The 22,947-nt window shown below is 57.9% G+C and carries 30 protein-coding genes; 29 read left to right on the top strand and 1 reads right to left on the bottom strand.

Annotated features, from left to right (window positions below; all coding sequences use genetic code 11):
• Positions 1-8 precede the first annotated feature (8 nt).
• The 29 genes from ABXH05_RS14675 (at position 9) to ABXH05_RS14535 (ending at position 21,372) form a co-directional block, all read left to right on the top strand.
• Positions 9-434 carry a hypothetical protein gene (locus ABXH05_RS14675; RefSeq protein ID WP_353561808.1) on the top strand — a complete coding sequence of 142 codons (426 nt, stop codon included), beginning with the start codon at positions 9-11 and terminating at the stop codon, positions 432-434.
• Positions 435-468: 34 nt separating this feature from the next.
• Positions 469-738 carry a hypothetical protein gene (locus ABXH05_RS14670; protein WP_353561806.1) on the top strand — a complete coding sequence of 90 codons (270 nt, stop codon included), beginning with the start codon at positions 469-471 and terminating at the stop codon, positions 736-738.
• Between the two features lie 158 nt (positions 739-896).
• Positions 897-1,667 (top strand): hypothetical protein, encoded by a 771-nt coding sequence (locus tag ABXH05_RS14665; RefSeq protein WP_353561804.1) that lies wholly within the window; start codon positions 897-899, stop codon positions 1,665-1,667.
• Positions 1,668-1,669: 2 nt separating this feature from the next.
• On the top strand, positions 1,670-2,248 hold the full coding sequence (locus ABXH05_RS14660) for a head-tail connector protein (RefSeq protein WP_353561802.1): 579 nt from the start codon (positions 1,670-1,672) through the stop codon (positions 2,246-2,248).
• 2 nt (positions 2,249-2,250) lie between these two features.
• Positions 2,251-2,589 (top strand): phage head closure protein, encoded by a 339-nt coding sequence (locus ABXH05_RS14655; RefSeq protein ID WP_353561800.1) that lies wholly within the window; start codon positions 2,251-2,253, stop codon positions 2,587-2,589.
• Complete coding sequence (locus tag ABXH05_RS14650) at positions 2,568-2,978, top strand: HK97 gp10 family phage protein (RefSeq protein WP_353561798.1); 411 nt, start codon at positions 2,568-2,570, stop codon at positions 2,976-2,978. The genes ABXH05_RS14655 and ABXH05_RS14650 overlap by 22 nt, the downstream gene beginning before the upstream one ends.
• Positions 2,975-3,385 carry a DUF3168 domain-containing protein gene (locus ABXH05_RS14645; protein WP_353561796.1) on the top strand — a complete coding sequence of 137 codons (411 nt, stop codon included), beginning with the start codon at positions 2,975-2,977 and terminating at the stop codon, positions 3,383-3,385. The genes ABXH05_RS14650 and ABXH05_RS14645 overlap by 4 nt, the downstream gene beginning before the upstream one ends.
• 24 nt (positions 3,386-3,409) lie before the next feature.
• Positions 3,410-3,826, top strand: coding sequence for a phage major tail protein, TP901-1 family (locus tag ABXH05_RS14640; protein ID WP_353561794.1), 417 nt, complete (start codon positions 3,410-3,412; stop codon positions 3,824-3,826).
• Between the two features lie 5 nt (positions 3,827-3,831).
• Positions 3,832-4,206: a gene transfer agent family protein gene (locus ABXH05_RS14635; RefSeq protein WP_353561792.1), complete on the top strand. Its 375-nt coding sequence runs from the start codon at positions 3,832-3,834 to the stop codon at positions 4,204-4,206.
• Positions 4,179-4,418: a phage tail assembly chaperone gene (locus tag ABXH05_RS14630; RefSeq protein ID WP_353562427.1), complete on the top strand. Its 240-nt coding sequence runs from the start codon at positions 4,179-4,181 to the stop codon at positions 4,416-4,418. Before ABXH05_RS14635 ends, ABXH05_RS14630 begins: the two co-directional genes overlap by 28 nt.
• Positions 4,415-5,005: a phage tail tape measure protein gene (locus ABXH05_RS14625; RefSeq protein ID WP_353561790.1), complete on the top strand. Its 591-nt coding sequence runs from the start codon at positions 4,415-4,417 to the stop codon at positions 5,003-5,005. Before ABXH05_RS14630 ends, ABXH05_RS14625 begins: the two co-directional genes overlap by 4 nt.
• A gap of 11 nt (positions 5,006-5,016) precedes the next feature.
• A complete protein-coding gene (locus ABXH05_RS14620; protein ID WP_353561788.1) occupies positions 5,017-5,655 on the top strand; it encodes a phage distal tail protein, Rcc01695 family in 639 nt (212 codons plus the stop codon).
• Complete coding sequence (locus ABXH05_RS14615) at positions 5,652-6,539, top strand: phage/gene transfer agent baseplate hub protein (protein ID WP_353561786.1); 888 nt, start codon at positions 5,652-5,654, stop codon at positions 6,537-6,539. The genes ABXH05_RS14620 and ABXH05_RS14615 overlap by 4 nt, the downstream gene beginning before the upstream one ends.
• A gap of 3 nt (positions 6,540-6,542) precedes the next feature.
• Positions 6,543-7,013, top strand: coding sequence for an NlpC/P60 family protein (locus ABXH05_RS14610; protein ID WP_353561784.1), 471 nt, complete (start codon positions 6,543-6,545; stop codon positions 7,011-7,013).
• Positions 7,014-7,023: 10 nt separating this feature from the next.
• Positions 7,024-11,037: a baseplate multidomain protein megatron gene (locus ABXH05_RS14605; protein ID WP_353561782.1), complete on the top strand. Its 4,014-nt coding sequence runs from the start codon at positions 7,024-7,026 to the stop codon at positions 11,035-11,037.
• Positions 11,030-11,734 (top strand): DUF2793 domain-containing protein, encoded by a 705-nt coding sequence (locus tag ABXH05_RS14600; protein WP_353561780.1) that lies wholly within the window; start codon positions 11,030-11,032, stop codon positions 11,732-11,734. Before ABXH05_RS14605 ends, ABXH05_RS14600 begins: the two co-directional genes overlap by 8 nt.
• 11 nt (positions 11,735-11,745) lie before the next feature.
• The gene (locus tag ABXH05_RS14595) at positions 11,746-12,141 is read left to right on the top strand and encodes a 3TM-type holin (RefSeq protein WP_353561778.1); all 396 of its coding nucleotides are present in this window, start codon (positions 11,746-11,748) and stop codon (positions 12,139-12,141) included.
• Between the two features lie 147 nt (positions 12,142-12,288).
• Complete coding sequence (locus ABXH05_RS14590; RefSeq protein WP_353561776.1) at positions 12,289-12,720, top strand: hypothetical protein; 432 nt, start codon at positions 12,289-12,291, stop codon at positions 12,718-12,720.
• 166 nt (positions 12,721-12,886) lie between these two features.
• A complete protein-coding gene (locus ABXH05_RS14585) occupies positions 12,887-13,078 on the top strand; it encodes a hypothetical protein (protein ID WP_353561774.1) in 192 nt (63 codons plus the stop codon).
• Between the two features lie 103 nt (positions 13,079-13,181).
• Positions 13,182-13,982, top strand: coding sequence for an SDR family NAD(P)-dependent oxidoreductase (locus ABXH05_RS14580; RefSeq protein ID WP_353561772.1), 801 nt, complete (start codon positions 13,182-13,184; stop codon positions 13,980-13,982).
• A 213-nt stretch (positions 13,983-14,195) separates the two neighbouring features.
• Complete coding sequence (locus tag ABXH05_RS14575) at positions 14,196-14,339, top strand: hypothetical protein (protein ID WP_353561770.1); 144 nt, start codon at positions 14,196-14,198, stop codon at positions 14,337-14,339.
• Positions 14,340-14,372: 33 nt separating this feature from the next.
• A complete protein-coding gene (locus ABXH05_RS14570) occupies positions 14,373-15,179 on the top strand; it encodes an SDR family NAD(P)-dependent oxidoreductase (protein ID WP_353561768.1) in 807 nt (268 codons plus the stop codon).
• Positions 15,180-15,255: 76 nt separating this feature from the next.
• Positions 15,256-16,407 (top strand): acyl-CoA dehydrogenase family protein, encoded by a 1,152-nt coding sequence (locus ABXH05_RS14565; RefSeq protein ID WP_353561766.1) that lies wholly within the window; start codon positions 15,256-15,258, stop codon positions 16,405-16,407.
• A gap of 6 nt (positions 16,408-16,413) precedes the next feature.
• A complete protein-coding gene (locus ABXH05_RS14560; RefSeq protein WP_353561764.1) occupies positions 16,414-17,457 on the top strand; it encodes an acyl-CoA dehydrogenase family protein in 1,044 nt (347 codons plus the stop codon).
• 40 nt (positions 17,458-17,497) lie between these two features.
• Positions 17,498-18,169 (top strand): nitroreductase, encoded by a 672-nt coding sequence (locus ABXH05_RS14555; RefSeq protein ID WP_348139588.1) that lies wholly within the window; start codon positions 17,498-17,500, stop codon positions 18,167-18,169.
• Between the two features lie 106 nt (positions 18,170-18,275).
• A complete protein-coding gene (locus ABXH05_RS14550) occupies positions 18,276-18,653 on the top strand; it encodes a PepSY domain-containing protein (protein ID WP_348139590.1) in 378 nt (125 codons plus the stop codon).
• A gap of 15 nt (positions 18,654-18,668) precedes the next feature.
• Positions 18,669-19,340: a response regulator transcription factor gene (locus ABXH05_RS14545; protein ID WP_043948674.1), complete on the top strand. Its 672-nt coding sequence runs from the start codon at positions 18,669-18,671 to the stop codon at positions 19,338-19,340.
• A complete protein-coding gene (locus ABXH05_RS14540) occupies positions 19,330-20,694 on the top strand; it encodes an ATP-binding protein (protein WP_353561762.1) in 1,365 nt (454 codons plus the stop codon). The genes ABXH05_RS14545 and ABXH05_RS14540 overlap by 11 nt, the downstream gene beginning before the upstream one ends.
• Before the next feature lie 207 nt (positions 20,695-20,901).
• The gene (locus ABXH05_RS14535; RefSeq protein WP_353561760.1) at positions 20,902-21,372 is read left to right on the top strand and encodes an RT0821/Lpp0805 family surface protein; all 471 of its coding nucleotides are present in this window, start codon (positions 20,902-20,904) and stop codon (positions 21,370-21,372) included.
• Positions 21,373-21,472: 100 nt separating this feature from the next.
• On the opposite strand, the gene ABXH05_RS14530 is transcribed toward ABXH05_RS14535, so the two are convergent.
• A complete protein-coding gene (locus tag ABXH05_RS14530; RefSeq protein ID WP_353561758.1) occupies positions 21,473-22,849 on the bottom strand; it encodes a YihY/virulence factor BrkB family protein in 1,377 nt (458 codons plus the stop codon).
• Between the last annotated feature and the right edge of the window lie 98 nt (positions 22,850-22,947).

Raw genomic sequence — 22,947 nt, 5'->3', positions numbered from 1 at the left:
AATCCTACATGCGCGACCTGCATAATCAGGTGGCGGTGCGGCACACACTTGTGCCCGCCGTCGTCTCTGCTGACACAACTTCAACCACTGTGGATCGGCGCGGCTTTGAAAGCGTTGAACACGCTGTCATCGCCGGTCAGTCCGGCGACACACTGTCGGGTTCCCTCAAGATCGACATCAGGCTGGAGCATTCCCACGACGCGTCAGTCTGGGAGGCTGTCACCACGCCCGATGTGATCGGCGCTGACGTCGACGCCGCTGGATTTTTCGCCACGATCGACGACGCTGCTGAGGACGAGGCAGTCTACCGCATCGGTTACATCGGTGGCCGTCGGTACTCCCGCGTGGTGGCGGATTTCACAGGCACCCACACCAACGGCACCCCAATGGCTGCTCTTGCCCTGCTCGGTCACGCCCACGCCAAGCCTGTCTAGCGCACGTCCGATTAATTCACCAAGGGAGGCGCATATGGCGCTGTTTTTCTCAAACCAGACCACCAACGATACCAGTGCGGCAATCGACTGGTTCGGCGGCGACGGCACGTTCTATGCGCACGGCGTGTTCGACGGCGGCACCATAACGCTTCAGGCAAGTTTTGATGGCGCGGCCAACTGGATTGATGTGGGACCAGACGCAACGTTTTCAGCGCCAGGTGCCGGCAATTTCCGCATCGGTCGATGCAAACTGCGAGCCGTTGTGACAGGTGCTGCGTCTCCCAGCCTGACCGCAGGCATCTAGGCCTGATGCATCACATGATGAACAGTCCCACACCGCCGCCTGCCACTCAGGCGACCGGCCCCCTTTCCCATTCGCTGTCATCCAGACTGGCAATAGGGAACGGGGGATGGTGGCCTGCCGGGACCACCCTTGCTTTGGACTTTGGCAATGATCGATACATGGCCGACGAGAACAGCATTGCCGCGTTTTCCAACGTCCCAGGGGTAAATGTCACCCGCACCACCAGCGCCTGGGCACTCACGCCGCAGAACTTGCCAATCGCTGCTGGCGTAGATCAGGCACTCATTGTTCCGCAACGCGGTTTGGTCTCAGAGGTCGCAAGAACACGCCTCAACCCCCTCGACGTCACAACCACTACTTTTGGAACAGGGGCAAACACCAGCGTCTCAGCAGTACAAACCACTCTGCCCGACGGTACGTCAGGCACGGCGTACCGTCTGGTGATGCCCGCGGCGGGATCCACTTTCTTGAATCTGTCCGATGCTTTTGCCTCAGGTGCCCATAGCATTCAGGCGTGGATAAAGCAGGCGGGCGTTGTGGCTGAAGCAAAATTTGGCCTCGGCGTCGGCGCGTTGCCTGTCGAGCGCACATCTACTCAAGACTGGCAACTTTTCCAACTTGAGCAATCGGCCGGTGGGTTTGCAGCAACCATCAACAATCGTTTCGATACTTTTGCCACTGACGTGCTTGTTGTCTGGCCCGACGTACAACAGGGGCCGCTTTCTTCGCCCATCCTCACGCCTGGACAAACAGCAATGCGTGCGGAGGCATCTATTGCCGTCACGGACATCAATACCAATTTCGGGCTGCCACCCAACCACGAATTCGACGTCACCTATGAGGACGGCAGCACGACAACGCTGGCTGCCGTTGCAGGTGATCTGACTATCCCTGTTTCCACCAAAGCCTACCGGTCAATCGTCGGGTAATCATGCACATCACACAAATCACCGACCCTTTGGTTGAGCCGGTAACGCTCGCCGAGGCCAAAACACTGCTGCGCATCGAAGCACCAGACGAAGATGCGTTGCTTGCCTCTCTCATTGCCACGGCTCGCATCACCATTGAAAACTCAACGGGGCGTGCGCTGCTAACCCGCGAATTCGAGGCCGTGCTGGACCGATGGCCAAATGGACGTCGCATCACTCTGCCGATGCCACCCTTGCAGACGGTTCAGTCTGTCACTCTCCTAAGTCCCGAAGGGGGGCAAACGGTCTGGGACCAAGGCATGTATCAAGTTGAAGCCACCGGTCTGGCGCCATACCTGGCATTAAAGCCGGGCGTTGCGTGGCCATCAGCGCCGCACGCCAATGCCTCGATCCGTATTCGCTACATTGCAGGATACGGCGATGCTGCAACCGACGTTCCACCGCCACTGGCCCACGCTGTCCTGCTTCTGGTAGCCCACTGGTATGAAAACCGCGTCCCCGTGGTCATAAATGGAGCAGCTTCGCGAATCCCGGGAACGGTCGATGCCCTGATCGCCAACTATCGGCTAAGGCGGCTCTGATCATGACCTCTCATCAGGTCACCCGCCCGGGCGACATGCGTCATCGCCTGATTTTGGAGCAACCTGTGTTCGTAAGCGATGGCGGCGGCGGTACAGCGCGCAGCTGGCAACTTGCGGCCACGCTTTGGGGCGCAATCACACCATTGTCTCCGGCGCGCGGCGTTGAGGCCGAGCAGCCAGGCGGCCGCATCAGTTACCGCGTGACCTGCCGTTTTCGAACCGACATAAGGCCGGGACAGCGGTTTCGCACCACGCAACAGACCTTGGAGATCTATGCGGTGGTCGATCCTGATGGGCGCAGACGCTGGATTGAATGCCGATGCCGGGAACATCAGTCATGAAGCCGGTATCGGTCTCCGTAAAAGGCAAGGATGAAAACCGCCATACAATGAAGCGCCGCAAGGCGGCCGCGACGGCCGCAGCGGTCACCCAAGTGCAGTTGACGGCCCACGCGATTGTAAGTGAGGCGCGCGAACATCTCGATAACGCGTCACGTCTGCCCGTGTCTCGCACTGGCGAATTGGCGTCGTCATTGCATGTGGTTCGCTCTGCCGACGGCTTGCTCGCCAATGTTCGAACACTTCTCGACTACGGCGCGTATCTGGAGTTCGGCACGCGCAAAATGCCTGCCTATCCCTGGCTGGGCCCCGCTGCGCGCAAGCACCTTGCAGGTTTCAAGGCTCGTATTCGCTTGGCTATCCGGCACTCGCTTCAAGGGCATTCAAGATGACAGGAACCCAAAGCTGGTCCCTGCAAAAGGCAATCTTTGCAGCGCTCACAACCAATGCGGCTCTCCTCTCCCAGCTTGGCGGCCCACACGTCCATGACCGTGTGCCTGCCGATGCCCAGTTGCCATACATCACATTGGGTGACGGCGCATGGAGCGACTGGAGCACCGGAACTGAAGTGGGCGCGGTTCACGATCTGCGCTTGCATGTTTGGGTGCGCGATGGTGGCCGCCGGGTTGTGCGCGATATCGCCGATGCGGTCCATGCGTGCCTCAACGATCAGGCGCTGCCCCTTGAGCTGGGCGTTCTCATCAACCTTCGTTTTCAGGACGCGCGCATTCTCACCGATCCCGACGGGGAGACCTGGCACGGTGTCCTGAGTTATCGCGCCGTGACGGATGCGGGCTGACATCATCAATAAAGGAGACACACAATGACTGCGCAAAAGGGCAAGGACCTGCTGCTCAAACTGGACACAAATGGTGTGGGGGCCTTTGAGACAGTGGCTGGCCTGCGGTCCCGCTCGCTGTCCTTTAACGCCCAGACAGTTGACGTCACCAACACGGATTCGACCGGTGCATGGCGGGAACTCCTGGGCGAGGCAGGCGCCAAATCAGCCTCCCTCAGTGGCGCTGGCGTCTTCAAGGACGCCGCAACCGACGCCTCTGTCCGCGAACTGTTTTTTGCCGGGACGATCCGAAACTGGCAGGTGATCGTTCCGGACTTCGGAACGGTCGAAGGGGCCTTCCAGATAACCAGCCTGGACTATTCCGGCGAGCATGACGGTGAAATGACCTATGACCTGTCTCTCGCGTCGGCCAGTGCACTCTCCTTCACAGCTGCCGCCTAGAAATCATGGCAAATCGGCACCGTGGAGAAATCACCGCTCACCTGAATGGCAAGGCGGAGACCTTGGTTCTCACTTTAGGCGCACTGGCGGAGTTAGAAGATGCCTTTGACGGCAAGGATATTCTTGCTGTCGCCGAGCGCCTTCAGTCCGGACGGTTGAGCGCACGCGATTGCACCAGGATCATTGCAGCGGGACTGCGCGGCGCCGGACAACCAGTCTCTGACGCTGACGTAGCCATGATGACAACCGATGGCGGCGCGGCGGGCTTTGTCCGCATCGTTGCAGATCTGATGGCAGCCACATTTAGACCCCTGACAGACCGTGCGACCGAAGATCCGCAAACCGCCTCGCAATCACCGGCGGACCTGCCGGGAAAGTAGCGCGCGCTGTCTGCTTCCCCTGGCAGCGCCTGATGGAACTGGGTTTCGGAATTCTCGCTCTCTCACCCCACTCGTTTTGGGCCATGACACCAAGTGAACTCGTGCGCGCATTGTATGGCGCGACGGCACTCGGCATGGCCCAGCCCGCCGCGCCCGCCCCCCTGGCGCGGCGGGACCTTCACGCCCTCATGGAGGCTTTTCCAGACGCATGAACGAAAATGATGGACTTGTCGTATCCGTTGGGGCGGACCTGACAGACCTTGAAGCCAGCCTCGATGATGTGAGCCATTTTGCTGACGAGATCGGCCAGTCGATTGGGGCGTCTCTGACCGGCGCTTTTGAACAGGCCATTTCAGGCGGTCAGTCATTGTCTGAGGTCTTCAGAAACCTGGCACTGCAGATGTCGAGCTCTGTCCTCCGGGCGGCACTCAACCCGGTGCAGGATTTTGCATCGTCGGCTGCGAGCAACGTGTTGGGAAGTCTGCTGGGCGCCGCCAATGGCGCCGTGGTGTCCGGAGGCAATATCACACCTTTTGCACGCGGTGGCATCGTGGCCGGCCCAACCACATTTCCCCTTCGCTCGGGCACCGGCCTGATGGGTGAAGCAGGACCGGAAGCCATCATGCCATTGTCGAGGGGGACAGACGGCCGTCTGGGTGTACGCACACAGGGGGGTGCGCAACCGGTTTCCATCGTCGTCAATGTCGCGTCTCCCGACCCGCAGTCCTTTCAACGATCTGAATCGCAAATCGCTGCGGTCATGAGTCGTGCTTTGTCGCGCGCCCGGCGTACTCAGTAGGGCGGTAGATCATGGCATTTCATGAAGTCCGGTTCCCCACCGATATATCCTTTGGGTCATCTGGTGGCCCTGAGCGCCGCACGGAAATTGTGGAACTCGCAAGTGGTCACGAGGAGCGCAATACGCCCTGGGCGCATTCTCGGCGACGGTTCAACGCTGGATACGGCATTCAGACCCGAGACGACCTGCATCGCGTGATTGCATTCTTTGAGGCGCGCCGCGGTCGCCTTCACGGTTTTCGTTACAAGGATCACAGCGACTTCAAATCCTGTGCACCCCAGCAGCACGCCGTTGCAACAGACCAGCAGATCGCCATCGGTGATGGTGCAACCGAAACGTTTCAGCTGGTGCGCACCTATCAAAGCGGGGATCAGACTTACAGCCGCAAAATTCTCAAGCCTGTTGAAGGGACCGTCCGGGTTGCTGTCGATGGGGTGGAGAAAACCTCACTAACCGACTTCACAGTGGACACACAGTCCGGAACGGTCACGTTTTCCTTCCTCAGCATTCCGCCAATGGATGCCGTCATTACCGCCGGCTTTGAATTCGACGTACCCGTCCGGTTCGACACTGACTTTCTGGACGTACGTCTCAGTGATTTTGCTGCAGGTGATATTCCTGCCATTCCCATTTTGGAGATACGGCTGTGAAGTCACTCTCTCCAGAGTTTCAGGCGCATCTTGATAGCGGCACAACCACCCTGTGCAGCTGCTGGAAGTTGACACGCCGCGATGGTGTGGTGTTCGGCTTCACCGACCACGATGAAGATCTGACGTTTGACAGTGTCACATTCGAAGGGGTGGCTGGCATGAATGCCAGCGCCATCGAGAGTTCGGTGGGTTTGTCGGTAGACAATCTCGATGTCGCCGGCGCGCTTACATCTGACAGTCTGACGGAAGACGATCTGATATCCGGCAGGTTCGACGACGCTGACGTCGAGATTTGGCGGGTGAACTGGTCCGACGTGTCGCAGCGTGTCTTGATGCGCAAGGGCAATCTTGGCGAAGTTGCACGTGGCCGCAGCGCTTTCCGGGCCGAAATTCGTGGTCTGGCTCACAAGCTCAACCAGCCTATCGGTCGCATCTATCAGTTTACCTGTGACGCAGCCTTGGGGGATGGTCGTTGCAATGTTGATCTGTCCAATGCGGCTTACACGGCCATTGCGACAGTCTCCAATGTGACGGACAACCGACTGATTGAGGTCGCCGGACTTGAGCAGTTCACAAGCGATTGGTTCGCGCGCGGTCTTGCTCTGACCACTACCGGTGCCAACCAGGACCTGACATTTGAGTTGCGGGGCCACGTCAACGATGGCGCACATGCAATTCTTGAGTTCTGGCAACCGGCACCCAACAAATTTGAAGTCGGTGATCAGCTAAGCGTCACGGCTGGATGCGACAAGAGTTTCGGGACCTGCCGAAGCAAATTTTCCAACGATCTCAACTTCCGTGGATTTCCATTGATGCCCGGAAATGACTTTGTCACCAGCTATCCAAGGCGCGGTGATGGTCACTCCGGCGGTTCACTTCAGTAGCTCATGCCCACAGCAATCTCATACATGGACCCCGGCCTGGTTGTCGGCTGTGCGCAACGCTGGCTCGGCACACCCTATGTCCACCAGGCCAGTTGCCAGGGTGCCGGCACGGATTGTCTTGGTCTGATCCGGGGCATCTATCGCGAGCTGTACGGGCATGAACCGGAACACACGCCAGCCTATACAGCGGATTGGGCAGACGTATCCGGCGTTGAGACGTTGCATGATGCTGCCGCCCGCCATCTCATCGCCATCGACGTGATGGATGTGCGGCCCGGTGATGTCCTGTTGTTCCGCATGGTTCCTTCAGGACCCGCAAAACACGCAGGGATTCATGTCGACAATGATCGAATGATCCATGCCTATGCAGACCGCGCCGTATGTGAAACCCAGCTGGGTCGCTGGTGGCATGCTCGGCTCGCATTTGCGTTCCGCTGGCCGCTCGAGCCGTCACCACGTCCCATTTCGCAATAGAAGCTGAGCTATGGCATCGCTTGTCCTGTCCTCCGCCGGGTCCGCCCTTGGTGGCGCGCTGCTGCCCAATGGCATTTCCTTTTTGGGAAGCTCCATATCGGGTTCCGCGCTGGGGAGCGCTATTGGATCTGGTGTGGGGTCGCTGATTGATCAGCAGCTTTTCGCGCCAGCCAGTCAGAACCAGCTCTTTGAGTTTGCCGACGAGGGGCCCCGGCTGTCTGATCTGCAGGTCATGGCATCAAGTGAGGGGGCATCAATCCCTCGCGCCTATGGTCGCGCCCGCCTTGCCGGTCAACTCATATGGGCGACCGACTTTGAGGAGAAGATCGTCGAGACGATTGTAGAAGCAACGTCATCAGCTTCGGGTGGCGGAGGGGGCAAAGGCGGAGGCGGCGGAGGGTCCAGCTCAACAACCACCCGCACCACCACAACCGAATACCAATACTTCGGCAATTTTGCGCTGGGCCTGTGTGAAGGTCCCATCACCCGCGTTGGCCGCATATGGGCCGACGGCAAAATTCTTGATCTCAGTCAGATCACTTACCGTGTCCATACGGGCGCGGAAGACCAGATGCCGGATGCCCTCATTGAGGCGGTCGAAGGATCCGGGAATGTTCCTGCCTTTCGCGGACTGGCGTACATCGTTTTTGAGCGTCTGCCGCTCGCGCAGTTCGGCAACAGATTGCCGCAGCTCCAGGTCGAGGTATTCCGGTCGCTGAATGATGTTGAAAACGCCATCAAGGCAGTCACCATCGTTCCCGGCTCAACCGAATTTGGGTATGAGCCGTCGCCGGTTACAAAGATTTTCGCAGGCGGTGTGTCGCAGCCGGTCAACACGAACAACGCCCTTGGCGGCACTGACTGGAAGATCGCCATAGATCAGTTGCAGGAGACCTGTCCAAACCTGGTGCGGGCAGGTTTGATCGTCTCATGGTTTGGCGACGACTTGAGAGCTGGCGAGTGCACGGTTCGCCCAAAAGTGGAACGGGACGACACACTAACGACCCCCTCAGACTGGTCAGTTGCTGAACTCACACGCGCAACCGCAGACGCGGTCAGTCAGATAGACAGCCGCCCCGCATATGGCGGCACACCGTCAGACGCCAGTGTCATTGCGGCCATCAAGGATCTGACGGCACGGGGCGTCGCTACCACCTTCTTCCCCTTCATCATGATGGACATACCGGCAGACAACACGCTGCTGGACCCCTACACGGGAATTGCCGGGCAGCCGGCCCATCCATGGCGCGGCCGGATCACCGTGACACCAGCGCCGGGCGAGGTGGGATCTCCCGACCGCACTGCAACAGCAGCCGTCCAGGTAGATGCCTTCTTTGGAACAGCTTCTGCTTCTGACTTCACGCTCGATGGCACCAAGGTGATTTACACCGGCCCTGACGAATGGTCCTACCGCCGTCAGGTTCTCCACTATGCGCATCTGTGCAAGGCAGCCGGAGGTGTCGCTGCATTTCTAATTGGAACAGAGTTACGCGGCCTCACCTGGGTCCGTTCCGACGTCGGTCACCCCGCCGTTGATGCCCTGGTGCAACTCGCCGCAGACGTAAAGTCGGTGCTCGGCTCAGGCACCAAAGTGACCTACGCGGCAGACTGGTCCGAGTATTTCGGTCATCAGCCGACGGACGGGACGGGCGATGTCACTTTTCATCTTGATCCCTTGTGGGCGTCCCCAAACATCGATGCCATCGGCATAGACAACTACATGCCGGTGTCAGACTGGCGTGACGGCCAGTCGCATCTCGACGCGCTTGCCGGTGCGCCATCAATTACCGACATCGATTATCTCAAATCCAATATCGCAGGCGGTGAAGGGTTCGACTGGTTCTACGCGAATGCCGCTGATCGTGTGGCTCAAGACCGAACGCCGATTTCCGATGGCAGCGCAAACAAGCCATGGGTCTTTCGCTACAAGGACCTCGTCAACTGGTGGTCCAATCCCCATTACAACAGAGTAGGGGGAGACGAAGTCGCCGCACCGACGGCGTGGTCGCCCAGGTCAAAACCGATCTGGTTTACCGAGCTTGGCTGTCCCGCCGTTGACCGTGGCACCAACCAGCCCAATGTGTTTTTCGATCCGAAGTCATCGGAGAGCCAGCTGCCTTATGCGTCTCGTGGATTGCGCGATGACGTTATTCAGCGGCAGTTTCTGATTGCCCACCATGACTACTGGTCTCCCGGCGGCGAAAATTTCAATGAAGCCAACAACCCGGTTTCTCCGGTCTACGGAGACCGCATGGTCGCCCCGGATGCCATCCATGTCTGGACTTGGGACGCACGCCCTTATCCTGCCTTCCCGCAGGCCACCAATCTCTGGTCAGATGGTGCCAACTGGCGGCTTGGTCATTGGCTGACCGGGCGTCTCGGCGCGGTGCCCCTGGGACGGCTGGTGGCACAGATCATGACGGAACAGGGCTTCACTGCTTTTGACGTAAGCGGGCTGTCCGGCATCGTTGATGGTTTCGTCATCGACCGCACCATGGGTGCCCGTGCAGCGCTGTCACCGCTCATGCAGGCCTATTTCTTTGAAGCGGTTGAGAGCGAAGGCGTAATCCGGTTCCGCCACCGCGGCGCTTCCACGAGTGCGGTGACTACCGATGAAGACATGGCCGTCCCGCAGGGCAGCGCTGCTTCACCATTTGAATTTGTCCGGGCGCAGGAAACGGACCTGCCAGCCATAAGCAAGCTGTCTTACATCGAAGCGGAGGCTGACTATCGCCAGGCTGCCATTGATGCGCGTCGGCAAACCGCCCTGTCAGACAGAGTGGCCGGTGCGGCGCTGCCTCTTGTTCTGCGTCAGGATGAGGCTATTCGCATAGCCGAGACAGGATTGCAGGACGCTTGGATTGCTCGCGAAAAAGCGTCATTCGCGTTGCCGCCGTCGCAGATCGCCCTTGATCCAGGCGATGTCATCGCCATCGAAGCATCCGGTCGCACCCACGCCATGCGTGTCGCCCGCATCGCTGACGGCCCTTTTCGTGAAGTTGACGCTGTTGCAACACAACAGGGCATCTTTGGAGCTCTTGCCGCTCCGGTGCGCGAAAGCCTGCCAGCCACGCCGCCGGTGTTTGGCACACCGGATATCGTATTTCTGGATTTGCCATTGTTGAGGGGAGACGAAGTCCCCCATGCGCCGCATATAGCCGCCACCGCGTCGCCTTGGCCGGGCAGCGTTTCTGTTTATCGCTCGGCGGATGAAAATGGTTTTGCGCTTGATAGCGCCCTATCGTCTCCTGCCACCATGGGTGTGACCGATTGGGACTTCTACCCCGGACCTACATCACGATGGGATCGTGGCAATTCGGTTCAGGTCACGATGGTGTCCGGCGACCTGTCAAGCGCCACACAATTGGCGGTGCTTGGTGGAGCCAACATAGCAGCTGTTGGTTCACAAGAAGCTGGTTTCGAGATTATCCAGTTTCAATCTGCAGAGCTTGTTGCTCCCCACACCTATCAGCTGTCAGGGTTTTTGAGAGGACAGGCAGGCTCCGAGGGGCAGATGCAAAATCCCCATCCGGTCGGAAGTCGCTTTGTGCTTCTGTCCGGCGCCTTGCGGCAGGCGGGCCTGTCCCTCACTGAGCGCGGCCTCCCGTTCAACTGGCGATATGGTCCCACTCCGCTGGACAACTCGAACCTGGCATACCGGACACAGACGCTGGCATTTGCAGGCGTCGGACTAAGACCGTTTGCTCCTGCGCACGTCAAAGCCGCTCGACTGTCTTCAGGCGACATCCAGCTTCGTTGGATCCGCCGTACGCGCATAAACGCCGACAGCTGGGAGCAGTCAGATGTACCGCTCGGCGAGGACGCCGAGGCATATGAGGTGGATGTGATATCTGCCGGCGTTGCAGTCCGGACGCTTTCGACGTCCCAGCCAAATCTCATCTACACGGCCGCTCAGCAGCTGGAGGATTTCGGCTTATTGCCGCAAGCCCTGGAATGCGACGTCTTCCAGATCAGCATTGCATTTGGCCGCGGTACGCCCAAAAGGACCAACGTGAATGTCTGAAACGACCAATCTTTCTTTGCCAATGCTTGTCGCCGCTCAGGCGCAAAAGCACGTCACAGTGAATGAAACCATTCAGGCGCTGGATGTGCTCGTCCAGCCATCTGTTGTGAGCCGAACCGAAAACACACCGCCTGTCAGCCCGGCAGACGGTGCTCGCTACATCATTGGTGAGGCCGCAATTGACGCATGGGCAGGGCATGACGGCAAGCTGGCTGTGTGGCAGGACGGTGCCTGGAGGTTTCACTCACCCAAACAGGGCTGGAGGGCATTTGTCGAAGCGGAAGAGCAATCCTTCACCTTTGCGTCGGGCCGCTGGCGTCCCGGGATCGCAATGGCGCCCTCTGGGGCCGCTACCATTGCTGAGGTGCTGCCGGAACACCATGTGATTCCAGCCGCAGCATTTTCTGACACCTCAATCGCTATTCCTGAGCGCTCGATTTTGCTGGGTGTTACCTGCCTCGTAACCCAGGAAGTCACCGGTCCCACATCATTCTCCGTAGGTGTGGATGGAGATTTGCAGCGCTTTGGCAATGGAATTGGCACAGGCATCAACAGCCAGCTTAATGCCGCCCTAACACCCACTGCCTACCCGACGGACACGCCGATCCGCATCACTGCCACCGGCGGTGATTTCACCGGCGGCGTCATTCAGATCGCCGCTCACATTCTCAAATTGCAAATTCCGGATTTCGTTTAAGGAGTCACCCCATGCTCTCTGCCGTTCTGTCTTTCCTTGGCGGTCCTGTTGCAAGCATCATCGACAAGGCAGTGCCTGATCGTGAACTGGCCACGCGGCTCAAGCATGAGCTGCAAGTAGCGGCTATCAGCCAGGAATCGGCCCTGGCCAAATCCGCCGGCGAGATAATTGCTGCTGAAGCGAGAAGCGATCACCCGCTTGCCGCCCAATGGCGGCCGATCTTGATGCTTTCGATTACAGCGATCCTGCTGAACAACTATCTGTTCGCGCCTTATGCCCAGGCCATCTTTGGGGCCTCGGTAACCCTCGAGCTTCCCGACCCACTTTGGACTCTGCTGACTGTTGGCGTTGGAGGCTATGTGATGGGTCGGTCCGCAGAGAAGGCTGTACGTAACTGGAAAAATTAACCAACCAAAATCACCACTATTTACAACCTATGATAGAATTGTACGATATTGGAGATCGCTTTAAAGAGGAGTTCCAGTTGTATATAGGATATTATTCCTATATCGTCTGATGCCACTCACCAACCACTAATGAAGGATCGTGAACCGGTGAATATGCTGACCGAAGTATCGATCAAACGCCCAACCGTCAGGCAGATGATGGTTCTTGGATATTGGATTGCCATGATGTCTGGCGGTGACGATGAGTCGGACATATGCGGTCTATGCCACATCCTTTTGAACCGTGCGATCGAAGCCATTGAACACATCACAAGATACAAATCTCCGCACCCGATTTACGGATCAGGTGGGTGGCTGGAAGTCTGTGTTGAGTGCTGTCCTGAGCAAATTGACTTCGACCAGGCATTCACAAATGTGCACGCTCAGACGATTGCGGCTTTCTGTCATATTTTGACGGGTAGGGGGTCAGATCCAACATTCGGCGCAACTCTGTTTCACAAGCATTGGATCGAACCTGAATGGGCGGCTACAGCAAGGCCAACCTCTTCAGCTTTCAATCTCATGTTCTACCGGCCTTAGAACCCTTGGCAGCACAGGATCTCGTTGGTCATTCGATGTCCAATTTTATGCCAAATTTCATTCGGCCAATTTGCGTTTTCTTAATAGGCATTCATGCATAGTCAGTCCCAGTAAGGGCATGAGCTTGGTAGTGCTTGGTCCTGAGAGTACTTGCTGGGTAAATGCAATGTCGAAACGTATGATGTTCTTTCCGTCAAAGCGCCGCGGACCGCGCGCATCGACGCTCCTTGCGGGGTTGATGCTTGCCTCTATGACCGGTGGTGCCTTTGCAGCCGGTCTCCATATCGGCGTCACCTACGGCGTGGCCCATGACACACCTCGTGTCATCGTTTCTGCTGCCTCGCTCGCGTCAGACTAAAAACTCCCCACCAAAAACCCCCGCACGACCCATGCACTGCGGTTGACCGCGCGCGCCTGCCCGCCCACCATTGCTCCTGAAAAACAAAACAGGAGGAAAGCGGATGAACCGCTGCGATGGAAAAGTTGCGCTCATAACAGGTGCTGCCCGTGGTCTTGGCGCTGAAGCCGCCAAAAGACTCTCAGCGGCCGGCGCGAGTGTATTGCTGACAGACATTCTGGACGACCAGGGTCGCGAGACCGCGGATGCTATTGCCGCAAACGGTGGTCAGGCGCACTACATCCACCATGATGTTACATCGGAAGACGATTGGACCGCAGCGGTTGAAGAAGCAGTGTCGCGCTTTGGAGGTCTTGATGTCCTCGTGAACAACGCAGGCATCTACTACAACCGCCCGATCGCTGAGATCAGTCTCGACGATTGGCGACAGATGATGTCGATCAATGTCGATGGCGTGTTCCTTGGCTGCAAGGCTGCCTTGCCAGCTATTCGCGAACGCGCAGGCAAGTGGCGCGGCGGTGGATCTATTATAAACCTCTCATCTGTTGCGGGCCTCATTGGTGCGTCTGGTGGTACCGCTTATCACGCGTCCAAAGGTGCAGTCCGTCTCCTCACCAAATCACTGGCCCTTGAAGGCGCAGATGGCGAAGCCAAGGTCCGCGCCAACTCAATCCACCCCGCCGTTATCGACACCAATATGGGGCGAGATCTCGTTGGTCAGTTCTCCAGCAACATGGGTGTCTCCGACAACGAAGCGACGGAACTCGTCACCATGCTGCATCCTCTCGGACGCCTTGGGCTGCCCGAAGATGTTGCGAACGCCGTTGTCTTCCTCGCAAGCGAGGACTCTGCGTTCATGACAGGGGCCGAAGTTGTCGTTGATGGTGGTTTGACAGCACGATGACATTTGGCTTGAGCGGACCGGTTGGGACGTATCAACGCTTGTCAGTCAACAAAATCGCGATAGACTTTCAGGTGGATAGGAAACCCCAGGGCAAATTCACCGTGGCTCGATCACAGGTGGCAAAAAGCGTTGCGCAGGCGAGCGGATATTCCCGCCTGTCGGAAAGAACGCGCATTGCTGCAGTGCTCAATGCCACCAGATGGCGTGTGTCACATGATGCAGGGTCTGTTTGTTCTGGTTGCCGTTTTTGTGGTCGGGTTCGCTGCGGGCTTCGCTGTGCGGGCAATTTTGTCTCACCGTCGTCGCGCACGCATTCGCCGCGAGCGCAGTTACGGCATGCCGCAAGCTCAGGAGTAGCCATCCACGCTCCTTCGTTTGGGAGGGGCTGACGTGGATCTTGGTTTGACTGGGAAAGTCGCATTGGTTTCCGGAGCCCATCGCGGCACCGGCTCCATCATCGCGTCCATGCTTGCGGCAGAAGGCGCCCAGGTTGCGGTCCATGGTCCCGCTCAGGGTGATTCGGATGCCATCGTGCACCAAATCCAGAATGCGGGGCATGCGGCACTTGCAGTCTGGGGCGACCTGACGACCGATGAAGGTGCCCATCAGGCCATGGGCGGCACAATTGAGAATGCCACCGCACCCTCCATTCTCATCAACAACTGGGGCGGCGTCGCACCCGGCCGGTGGACCGATACGAAGGCTGAAACCTGGCACGCTGACTATGAGCGCAATGTGCTTTCAATGGTCCGTCTGTCGGCTTTGGCATCCGAACACATGAAGGCGCAGCATTTTGGTCGCATCGTCAATCTAGGTACCCTAGGCACAGTGCAGCCGGCAGCGCGTACCCCGCATTACTATGCTGCAAAAAGCGCACTTGCCGCAGCGTCCGCAAGTCTCGCGCGCGAGCTTGGGCCTCATGGGGTTACGGTGAACCTGGTGAGTCCCGGCCTGATCAAAACCGATGAAGTCGAGGCGCATTTTAGAGCACGCGCGGAGAGAAAAGGCTGGGGCTCCGACTGGCCGGAGATCGAAAAACGCGCCATGGAAGAAATGGGCGGTGGCAACCCATCCGGTCGCATGTCGACACGCGAAGAGGTTGCGGCGGGCGTCCTGTTTTTGGCCAGCAAACCTGCAAGCCATATCTCGGGCGTCAATCTCCGCGTGGATGGTGGCGCTGGGGGGCTTTCGCTCTAGCTTGCTCTGTCAGGGAGTGCCGGGGCAGAGTCCTTGGCGATCGTGAGCAAACCCCAACCCTTGGCATTACTTCATCATGCAGACATTCCGATTTGACCCGTGCGACTTGCCCGACAGCGCCCTAGCGCTGCGGGATGAAATTCGCGCTTTCCTCGCAACCGAACTGGATGGATTCCCCGCCCGCAAACGGGCTGAAACCTGGATGGGTTGGGATGCCGAGTTTAGCCGCAAGATCGGCCAGAAGGGTTGGATCGGCATGACATGGCCCAAGCAATATGGCGGCCATGAGCGCTCAGCTCTTGATAGATACGTCATGCTGGAGGAGATGTTGTCTGCTGGCGCGCCGGTCGCAGCCCATTGGATTGGCGACCGTCAGTCAGGGCCGCTGCTCCTGAATTACGGAACAGAAGAACAGCGTCAGAAATATCTGCCCAAGATCGCAAGCGGCGAGAGCTTCTTTTGCATTGGGATGAGCGAACCGGACTCAGGGTCTGATCTTGCATCTGTGCGTACAAAAGCCGAGCTGACCGACGAAGGCTGGCGCGTCAACGGCACCAAGCTTTGGACGTCCGGCGCTCATCGCGCCCACGTGATGATTGCCCTTTTCAGAACGGCAACTGAAGAAGGCAATCGCCACGGAGGGCTGACACAGTTTCTTGTAGATCTGGACACCCCTGGCATCACCATCCGCCCCATCAAGGACCTGTCGGGCAACGCGCATTTCAACGAAGTGATTTTTGAAGACGTGTTGGTGCCCGATAGCCAGCGCGTGGGCGAAACCCACGGCGCCTGGAAGCAGGTAACCGCTGAACTCGCGTATGAGCGCTCCGGCCCGGAACGTTACTTGTCCTGTTACCCTTTGATGGCTGAACTTGTGCAGGAACTTGGCGACAAGGGAACCGCAAGCGAGCGCGACGAGATCGAAATCGGTCGCGTTGTTGCGGAGCTCTCGACCCTGCGTCAGATGTCTGTCTCGGTCGCTGGCATGCTCGAAGCGGGTCAGAACCCGGCCCTCGAAGCATCCGTGGTCAAGGATTTGGGCGCTGTCCTGGAACAGCGCATGCCGGGCCTTGCAACAGACTTGCTCGAGCGTCCTTTTCATCTGGGAACGGGGGGGCTTGATGAAGCCGCTGCTTACCTTGTCCAGAATGCACCGTCGTTCTCTTTGCGCGGTGGCACACGCGAAATCTTGCGCGGCATCATTGCCCGCGGTCTGGGGTTGAGGTAGCCGATCATGAACGAACTTCAGACAATGCTGGCGGACACCGCAAACCGCCTGTTCACGGACAAGCTGACGAAGCAGGTGCGTATTGCAGCGGAAGAGGGTGAGTGGCCCCAGGACTTGTGGAACGCTGTTGAAGAGAATGGCTTTCCAAGAGTTCTGGTCAGCGAGGCACGTGGCGGCGCAGGAGCGCAATGGCCGGATGCGCTTGTGCTTCTTAAAGCCTGCGGAACCCATGCAGTGCCTTTGCCGCTTGCAGAAACAATTCTTGCAAACTGGTTTTTGGATCAGGCAGGTGTCGACGTCCCAGATGGACCGATCACTTTTGCTTCCGCTCAGCTCACGTCCGGGCCTGACGGTATGGCACTCGCGGGGCCAATGCAGGACGTTCCTTTTGCGGCGAATTGCACCCATGTAGTTGCGCTGTCGCCATCAGATGGGACGGATGGTGGCATTCAGGTTGCGTTGTTTGCCAGCCCTCAAGTCGGGCAGGCCAATTCAACGATCGCGCGTGAAAGCGTGGCCCAGGTGTCAGTATCTGGCGCTGCAATCGCGTCGGGCCTTGCAAGTCTGCCACTTAATTCTGCGATGCTTTTCGGCGCCCTTGCGCGATCTGCTGCCATTGCGGGAGCACTGCAGTCTGTCCTTCTTCAGGCCGTGCAATATGCAGGCGAGCGTGTCCAGTTTGGTCGCCCGATTTCCAAGTTCCAGGCTGTGCAACATCAACTGGCCGAACTCGCCACCCACGCGGCATCTGTCGGCGTAGCTGTCGATGCGGCTGCCCGCGCCGTGCTGGCAGACCCAAATGCCGCGGAGTTCGATATTGCCGCTGCCAAAGTCCGCGCGTCGGACGCAGCGCAAATAGGCGCTTCCATTGCCCATCAGACCCACGGCGCCATCGGATTTACCTACGAGCACGGCCTGCATTTTTGGACACGAAGGCTATGGTCCTGGGGGCCGGAATATGGCGGGGCGGCGCACTGGGCCCAGTTGCTTGGCAAAAATGCAATTGAGGGTGGTGGACATAGCCTTTGGGCAACCGTCACGGCGCGCTAAAACCAAGACAAACATATTTCCACATTTGAGGATCCGTCCCATGAAAGTTTCAGAAGCCCTCGACAGCCGCTTCACATGCCGCGCCTTCAAGGATACGCCGGTCCCTCGTGAGACCATTGTCCAACTGCTTGAGACAGCAAAGCGTGCGCCATCTGGAGGCAATCTGCAGCCTTGGCATGTTTATGTTGTCGGCGGCGACGAACTGAAAAAGTTCAAGCAGATCATCGCAGACAAGCTCCCGGACAATCCCTTTGGAGAGGGGACCGAGTACGAAATCTACCCCAAATCGCTCAAGGAGCCGTACAAGTCCCGCCGCTACAAGGTCGGTGAGGATATGTACGCGAGCATCAATGTCACCCGCGAAGACAAGGCCGGGCGGCTGGTTCAGTTTGCCAAGAACTTCCAGTTCTTTGATGCACCGGTAGCTCTGTTCTTCTCTATTGATCGCACCATGCAGGAAGGTCAGTGGTCTGATCTTGGCATGTTCATCCAATCGGTCATGCTGCTCGCGCGCGAACATGGACTGGATACATGTGCCCAGGAGGCATGGGCGATCTGGTACAAGACAGTCAGCGAGTTTGTCGGCATTCCAGATGAGCAGATGCTCTTTTGTGGGTTGGGAATCGGCTATCGCGACGAAGATGAGCCGATAAACACGCTCAGAACGGAACGGGCGCCCCTTGAAGAGTTTGTGAGTTTCAAGGGAATTTAGCCGTCGTTCAGAAAAAATGGCTCATTTGCTGCGGTTTTTGCGGTGAAGACTGTCTTTCGTTCATGTTCATGTAGGGTTCACGCGGCCTTCCTTAGAAATGCATCTCATGTGGACAACGATCAAACATAAGTCAGCCATTGCGCTCCTCCGGTCAGGGCTTCCCGCCCTGCTCGCGCTGTTTTTGTTCGCGGCACTTCCCGCGCACGCCGACAGCCGCAATGGCTTTCTTCCCCTCAATGACAATGTGCAGTCTCAGGAGCGCACGAACAGTTCGTGGCGCGTTGTGCAGAATGGTGACGTTCTGCCGCTTGAGACAGTGCTGGGTATTGCTCGCCGGGAAATTGGTGGCGGTGAATTGCTGGAGGTCGATCTCAACGATCGCACCGGTGTTTATCGCCTCAAACTTATCCGTGCGAACGACTCCGTTGTTGATGTGATCGTTGATGGAAAATCCGGTCGTGTGCTTCGCGTACACGGCAGATAAGAGACGAGGCACGTTATGCGCGTTCTAGTGGTTGAAGACGATGTGGATATCTCCCGCCAGTTGGTCACTGTACTGACCGATGCCGGATATGCAGTGGACTCTGCTGCCGATGGCGAAGAGGGCCACTTTCTCGGTGAGACAGAACCATACGATGCAATTTTGCTCGATCTTGGCCTGCCGGCCCTTGATGGCGTGACCGTTCTCGAGCGCTGGCGCCGTGCCGGCATCAAAACACCGGTCCTTATTCTCACAGCGCGTGATCGCTGGAGCGACAAGGTTGCAGGCTTTGACGCGGGGGCTGATGACTATGTCGCCAAGCCTTTTTACGTCGAAGAAGTTCTCGCCCGCCTCCGCGCGCTGGTGCGCCGAGCTGCCGGACATGCGACGTCTGACCTTGAGTGTGGACCGCTGCGTCTTGATACGCGGGCAGCGCGCGTATCCATCGATGGCAATCCCATTAAGCTGACAGCTCTTGAGTACCGCCTGCTGGCCTATTTGATGATGCACAAGGGACGGGTTGTGTCTCGCACCGAGCTGGTGGAGCATCTCTATGATCAGGACTTCGATCGTGATTCCAATACGATTGAGGTATTCGTAGGCCGTGTTCGGAAAAAGCTTGGCGTCAATCTCATCCAGACTGTCAGAGGCCTTGGCTATTGCCTCGCTCAGCCGGAAGATGCGGCCTAATTCACTCGCCTTCCGGCTGGTGGCAGGTGCCGCCATCTGGAGCCTTGTCATTCTGGTTGGCGGCGGTCTGCTCCTGGCATCCGCTTTCCGCGAAAGTGTGGAAAGCAGCTTTGACGCCCGCACCGACGTCCTTCTTGGCGGGTTGATAGCAGACGCTGAAATCGGCCCGGAAGGCCGTCTGGTCCTGCGCAGGCGCTTTACACAAGCCCGTTTTGAACGTCCCTTCTCCGGTCTGTACTGGCAGGTGACCAATGCCTCTGACGGGCAGGTGCTGCTCAGGTCCCGCAGCATCTGGGATCAGGAACTACCGATTCCAGAAGCAACGAATGAACCCGGGCCGCGTCGCGGACAAGCAACGGGCCCGGAAGGCCAGATGTTGCGGCTGGTTGCCCGAGATGTGACTCTGCCAGGTGCCTCAAGAGAATTCACGTTCATAGTTGCAGGTGCCGTGGATGACATTGAGCGCGAAACAGAAGCGTTCAATGGCACAATTGCATTCGCGGTCGGCATTCTCCTGGTTGGCCTCATTGGAGCGCTGCTGATCCAGGTGCGGTATGGTCTGCGCCCTTTGCGGTCTGTCGAAGAGGGTTTGACTGATATTCGCTCCGGGCGCGCTGAACGTTTGACCGGCGAACTTCCATCCGAGATTGCTCCTCTTGCGGATGAGATGAACAAGTTGCTGGACCACAACGCTCAGATAGTTGAGCGTGCCCGCACACATGTGGGCAATCTGGCTCACGCTCTAAAGACCCCCTTGAGTGTTCTCACCAATGAAGCCGGTTCACCGCACTCGACACAACCGGTCGATGTAAAGGTGCTGAGCGATACCGTCCGCAGACAGACTGATTTGATGCGGCGGCAAGTCGATCACTATCTTGTCCGTGCGCGTGCTGCGGCATCGGGCAGTGTGCTCGGCGCCCGCGCTTCAGTGGCGTCAGTTAGTGATGACCTTGTGCGAACGCTCAAGCGTATTCATCGGGATCGGGACTACCAAGTGACCGTGGAGTGTCCAGAGGACCTCGATTTCCGTGGTGAGCGCCAGGACCTTGAAGAGTTGCTCGGCAACCTTCTTGATAACGCATTCAAATGGGCCGACGGACGCATATCTGTTCATGCCGAGCGTGTTGCTGAGCAGGTGGTCATTACTGTTGAGGATGATGGTCCCGGGCTATCCGAAGAAGAGCGGGCGCGGGTCCTTAAACGTGGAGCACGGCTTGACGAGTCGGTGCCGGGATCAGGCCTTGGATTGTCCATCGTCGAGGATATTGCAGGGCTTTATCAAGGCTCATTTGAGCTGGATGCGTCTTCCATGGGGGGCGTAAAAGCCAGGCTTTCCCTGCCTTTGGCAGCCTGACCCCTCAATATGAACCGCATATGAATGTGCGGTTCACCCCAGCCTCAATTCATCTTCCCTAATGTTTGTTCATCGGATGACGCGGGCTCCTCCTCTATGCCCCTCATGCCCAAAGACTCCCCAAAGTCATTGGCAGCCTGCGTCATCCGAAAAACATCAATGGCGCAGCAAAAAAGGGCGCCGAACCAGACGGGAAGGCGATACGACATGCGAAGTTTCAAGATTGCAGCAGTTTGTGCAGCGGCGTTGGCGCTTGGCGCCTGCCAGACCGGTGGTGGCTATGGATATGGTCCCAAGACAGTTGGTGGAGCCGTGATTGGTGGTGTGGCTGGCGGTTTGCTCGGGTCCCAGTTCGGCTCCGGCGATGGTCAGTTGATCGCTACAGGCGTCGGCACGCTTTTGGGCGCAGCGGTTGGTGGCTCGGCTGGTCAGAGCCTCGATCGTGCAGACTCACTTTATGCAGAGCGTGCCTACTCAGACTCGATCTACAGCCAGGGTCCCGTTCAGTGGCGTAACCCACGTTCCGGCCACCATGGCCAATTTCAGTCCGGCCCCGCTCACTACAATGGCGGCCGACAATGCAAACAGATTGAAAGCACATTCTACGGACCGCAAGGGCCGTACCGTGATGTAGCAACGGCCTGCCGAATGCCTGATGGAAGCTGGCGCACCATTTAGGGCACCCACGCGCGCGTCAGTTACCGCGTACAGGCAATCGGCAAGTTAGACGGGGAAGATGGAAACATCTTCCCCGTTTTCTTTTGGCAAATCTTTTGAACTAGCCTACCGACGCAATCTTGTCGGCCTCAACCGTTTTTCCCAATTTCCGTGTCGAAATCAGGTCGCGGAGTGTAATGCCCTCAAGCGCCTGCTTGCGTACATCATCCAGACGCTGGATGAGCGGCGTCAGCTTGTCATCATCTTCTATGATGTCGGAACTCTGTCGGAATTCGAGCTGTGCATGACCCTCTGCGCCCCGGCGCACAACGGACAGCCACTCGTCAACGGTAATCCTGTCGATAGGGCGACCGGGCACAAGTCCAGGTGTTTCGCCGCCAGTCTCGATGAGCAATCCATCATTCATCAAGAACGCAATCACACGCTCTACCGGAGGGAGCGGCAAGCGCATCGTCCGAGCAATACGCTGTGCCGTCCACGGCTTGTCTCCGCGCTCGAATGAAGACGCGACAAGGTAGCCGACATCCAAAGCCAGGCGCTCGCGTGCATCAATGGACAACCGGTAAATGGCGCTGCGCGTCAGGTAAGCCGGGTTCTGCTGGTAGAAAGCGATGCCCGCACCTGCCAGCAGGATCAGCCATCCCACATACATCCAGAACATGAAGACGATCAGTGACGCGAACGCTGAATAGATGACCGCGTAGCGCGCTGACGTGACGACAAAGGATGCAAACGCCCAGCCCGCAATGTTCCAGGCAAGACCTGCCACAAGTGCACCAATAAAGGCGGCTGTGAGATGCACCTTTGTATTGGGCAGGACCATGTAAATGATCATGAAAACGAACACGACCAGCACATAGGGAACAATTCGCGAGACTTCTGCCAGCAGCAGCCTCAGAGGGTCTCCGCCAATCTCATTGATGGCTGCTGTGCCTGCCACGCTGGCCATGAGGCCCATTGCGACCACGAGCAAAATGGGTCCCACCAACAGCATGCTGATCAGGTCAGAAAACCGTCGGGCAAGGGGGCGTAGTCTGCGTACCTGCCATATCTCATTGAGCGCCGCTTCAACTTTCTGAAGCAAAGACACGCCTGTGTAGATCAGTACTGCGATACCGACGGACCCCAGTAGCCCAATGTTAACCTGCGCCACAAACTCCAGGATTGTGTCGCGAATTTCCACTCCCTGTGCCCCAAGGGGAGCAAGAAAATCAGTCAGAAAGACCTCGAGCTCACGGTCGACACCAAATCCCTTGAGCACAGAAAAAACAATCGCCAGAGCTGGAATAAGCGCCAGAAGCGTCGTGTAGACCAGACTCATTGCATGGAGATTGAGGGTCCCGACAGAGAAGTCACGGATCAGGACACCGGCAATCCGGAGCGTGTGCTGCGCCTGGCGTTGCCACCACGGGGCGGCATCCAATTGTGCGTCCCACACAAAATGACGACATCGATCAAAAACTTGTCCTGGCGTCATTGTCTCGCCTCTGGCTCTTCATCTGTGCGACGGCTGAAGAACGTGACCGTCAAACTGGGGGCAAAGATAACACGTATCTCAACTGTGGGGGCATTCGT

It is taken from the genome of Pyruvatibacter sp. HU-CL02332 (genome assembly GCF_040362765.1).
GTDB lineage: Bacteria > Pseudomonadota > Alphaproteobacteria > CGMCC-115125 > CGMCC-115125 > Pyruvatibacter.
The sequence above is the reverse complement of the archived record's forward strand: the minus strand, read 5'-3'. Positions and strand labels throughout refer to the sequence as shown.

Bases quoted from the DNA above. Each gene is read 5' to 3' on its own strand.
- ABXH05_RS14565 (WP_353561766.1), top strand. From the start codon at position 15,256: ATGCAGACATTCCGATTTGACCCGTGCGACTTGCCCGACAGCGCCCTA.
- ABXH05_RS14575 (WP_353561770.1), top strand. From the start codon at position 14,196: ATGATGCAGGGTCTGTTTGTTCTGGTTGCCGTTTTTGTGGTCGGGTTC.
- ABXH05_RS14650 (WP_353561798.1), top strand. From the start codon at position 2,568: ATGCCGGGAACATCAGTCATGAAGCCGGTATCGGTCTCCGTAAAAGGC.
- ABXH05_RS14665 (WP_353561804.1), top strand. From the start codon at position 897: ATGGCCGACGAGAACAGCATTGCCGCGTTTTCCAACGTCCCAGGGGTA.
- ABXH05_RS14585 (WP_353561774.1), top strand. From the start codon at position 12,887: ATGTCGAAACGTATGATGTTCTTTCCGTCAAAGCGCCGCGGACCGCGC.
- ABXH05_RS14535 (WP_353561760.1), top strand. From the start codon at position 20,902: ATGCGAAGTTTCAAGATTGCAGCAGTTTGTGCAGCGGCGTTGGCGCTT.
- ABXH05_RS14555 (WP_348139588.1), top strand. From the start codon at position 17,498: ATGAAAGTTTCAGAAGCCCTCGACAGCCGCTTCACATGCCGCGCCTTC.
- ABXH05_RS14640 (WP_353561794.1), top strand. From the start codon at position 3,410: ATGACTGCGCAAAAGGGCAAGGACCTGCTGCTCAAACTGGACACAAAT.
- ABXH05_RS14675 (WP_353561808.1), top strand. From the start codon at position 9: ATGCGCGACCTGCATAATCAGGTGGCGGTGCGGCACACACTTGTGCCC.
- ABXH05_RS14600 (WP_353561780.1), top strand. From the start codon at position 11,030: ATGTCTGAAACGACCAATCTTTCTTTGCCAATGCTTGTCGCCGCTCAG.
- ABXH05_RS14540 (WP_353561762.1), top strand. From the start codon at position 19,330: ATGCGGCCTAATTCACTCGCCTTCCGGCTGGTGGCAGGTGCCGCCATC.
- ABXH05_RS14635 (WP_353561792.1), top strand. From the start codon at position 3,832: ATGGCAAATCGGCACCGTGGAGAAATCACCGCTCACCTGAATGGCAAG.
- ABXH05_RS14550 (WP_348139590.1), top strand. From the start codon at position 18,276: ATGTGGACAACGATCAAACATAAGTCAGCCATTGCGCTCCTCCGGTCA.
- ABXH05_RS14625 (WP_353561790.1), top strand. From the start codon at position 4,415: ATGAACGAAAATGATGGACTTGTCGTATCCGTTGGGGCGGACCTGACA.
- ABXH05_RS14605 (WP_353561782.1), top strand. From the start codon at position 7,024: ATGGCATCGCTTGTCCTGTCCTCCGCCGGGTCCGCCCTTGGTGGCGCG.
- ABXH05_RS14610 (WP_353561784.1), top strand. From the start codon at position 6,543: ATGCCCACAGCAATCTCATACATGGACCCCGGCCTGGTTGTCGGCTGT.
- ABXH05_RS14655 (WP_353561800.1), top strand. From the start codon at position 2,251: ATGACCTCTCATCAGGTCACCCGCCCGGGCGACATGCGTCATCGCCTG.
- ABXH05_RS14595 (WP_353561778.1), top strand. From the start codon at position 11,746: ATGCTCTCTGCCGTTCTGTCTTTCCTTGGCGGTCCTGTTGCAAGCATC.
- ABXH05_RS14545 (WP_043948674.1), top strand. From the start codon at position 18,669: ATGCGCGTTCTAGTGGTTGAAGACGATGTGGATATCTCCCGCCAGTTG.
- ABXH05_RS14530 (WP_353561758.1), bottom strand. From the start codon at position 22,849: ATGACGCCAGGACAAGTTTTTGATCGATGTCGTCATTTTGTGTGGGAC.
- ABXH05_RS14560 (WP_353561764.1), top strand. From the start codon at position 16,414: ATGAACGAACTTCAGACAATGCTGGCGGACACCGCAAACCGCCTGTTC.
- ABXH05_RS14645 (WP_353561796.1), top strand. From the start codon at position 2,975: ATGACAGGAACCCAAAGCTGGTCCCTGCAAAAGGCAATCTTTGCAGCG.
- ABXH05_RS14670 (WP_353561806.1), top strand. From the start codon at position 469: ATGGCGCTGTTTTTCTCAAACCAGACCACCAACGATACCAGTGCGGCA.
- ABXH05_RS14620 (WP_353561788.1), top strand. From the start codon at position 5,017: ATGGCATTTCATGAAGTCCGGTTCCCCACCGATATATCCTTTGGGTCA.
- ABXH05_RS14580 (WP_353561772.1), top strand. From the start codon at position 13,182: ATGAACCGCTGCGATGGAAAAGTTGCGCTCATAACAGGTGCTGCCCGT.
- ABXH05_RS14660 (WP_353561802.1), top strand. From the start codon at position 1,670: ATGCACATCACACAAATCACCGACCCTTTGGTTGAGCCGGTAACGCTC.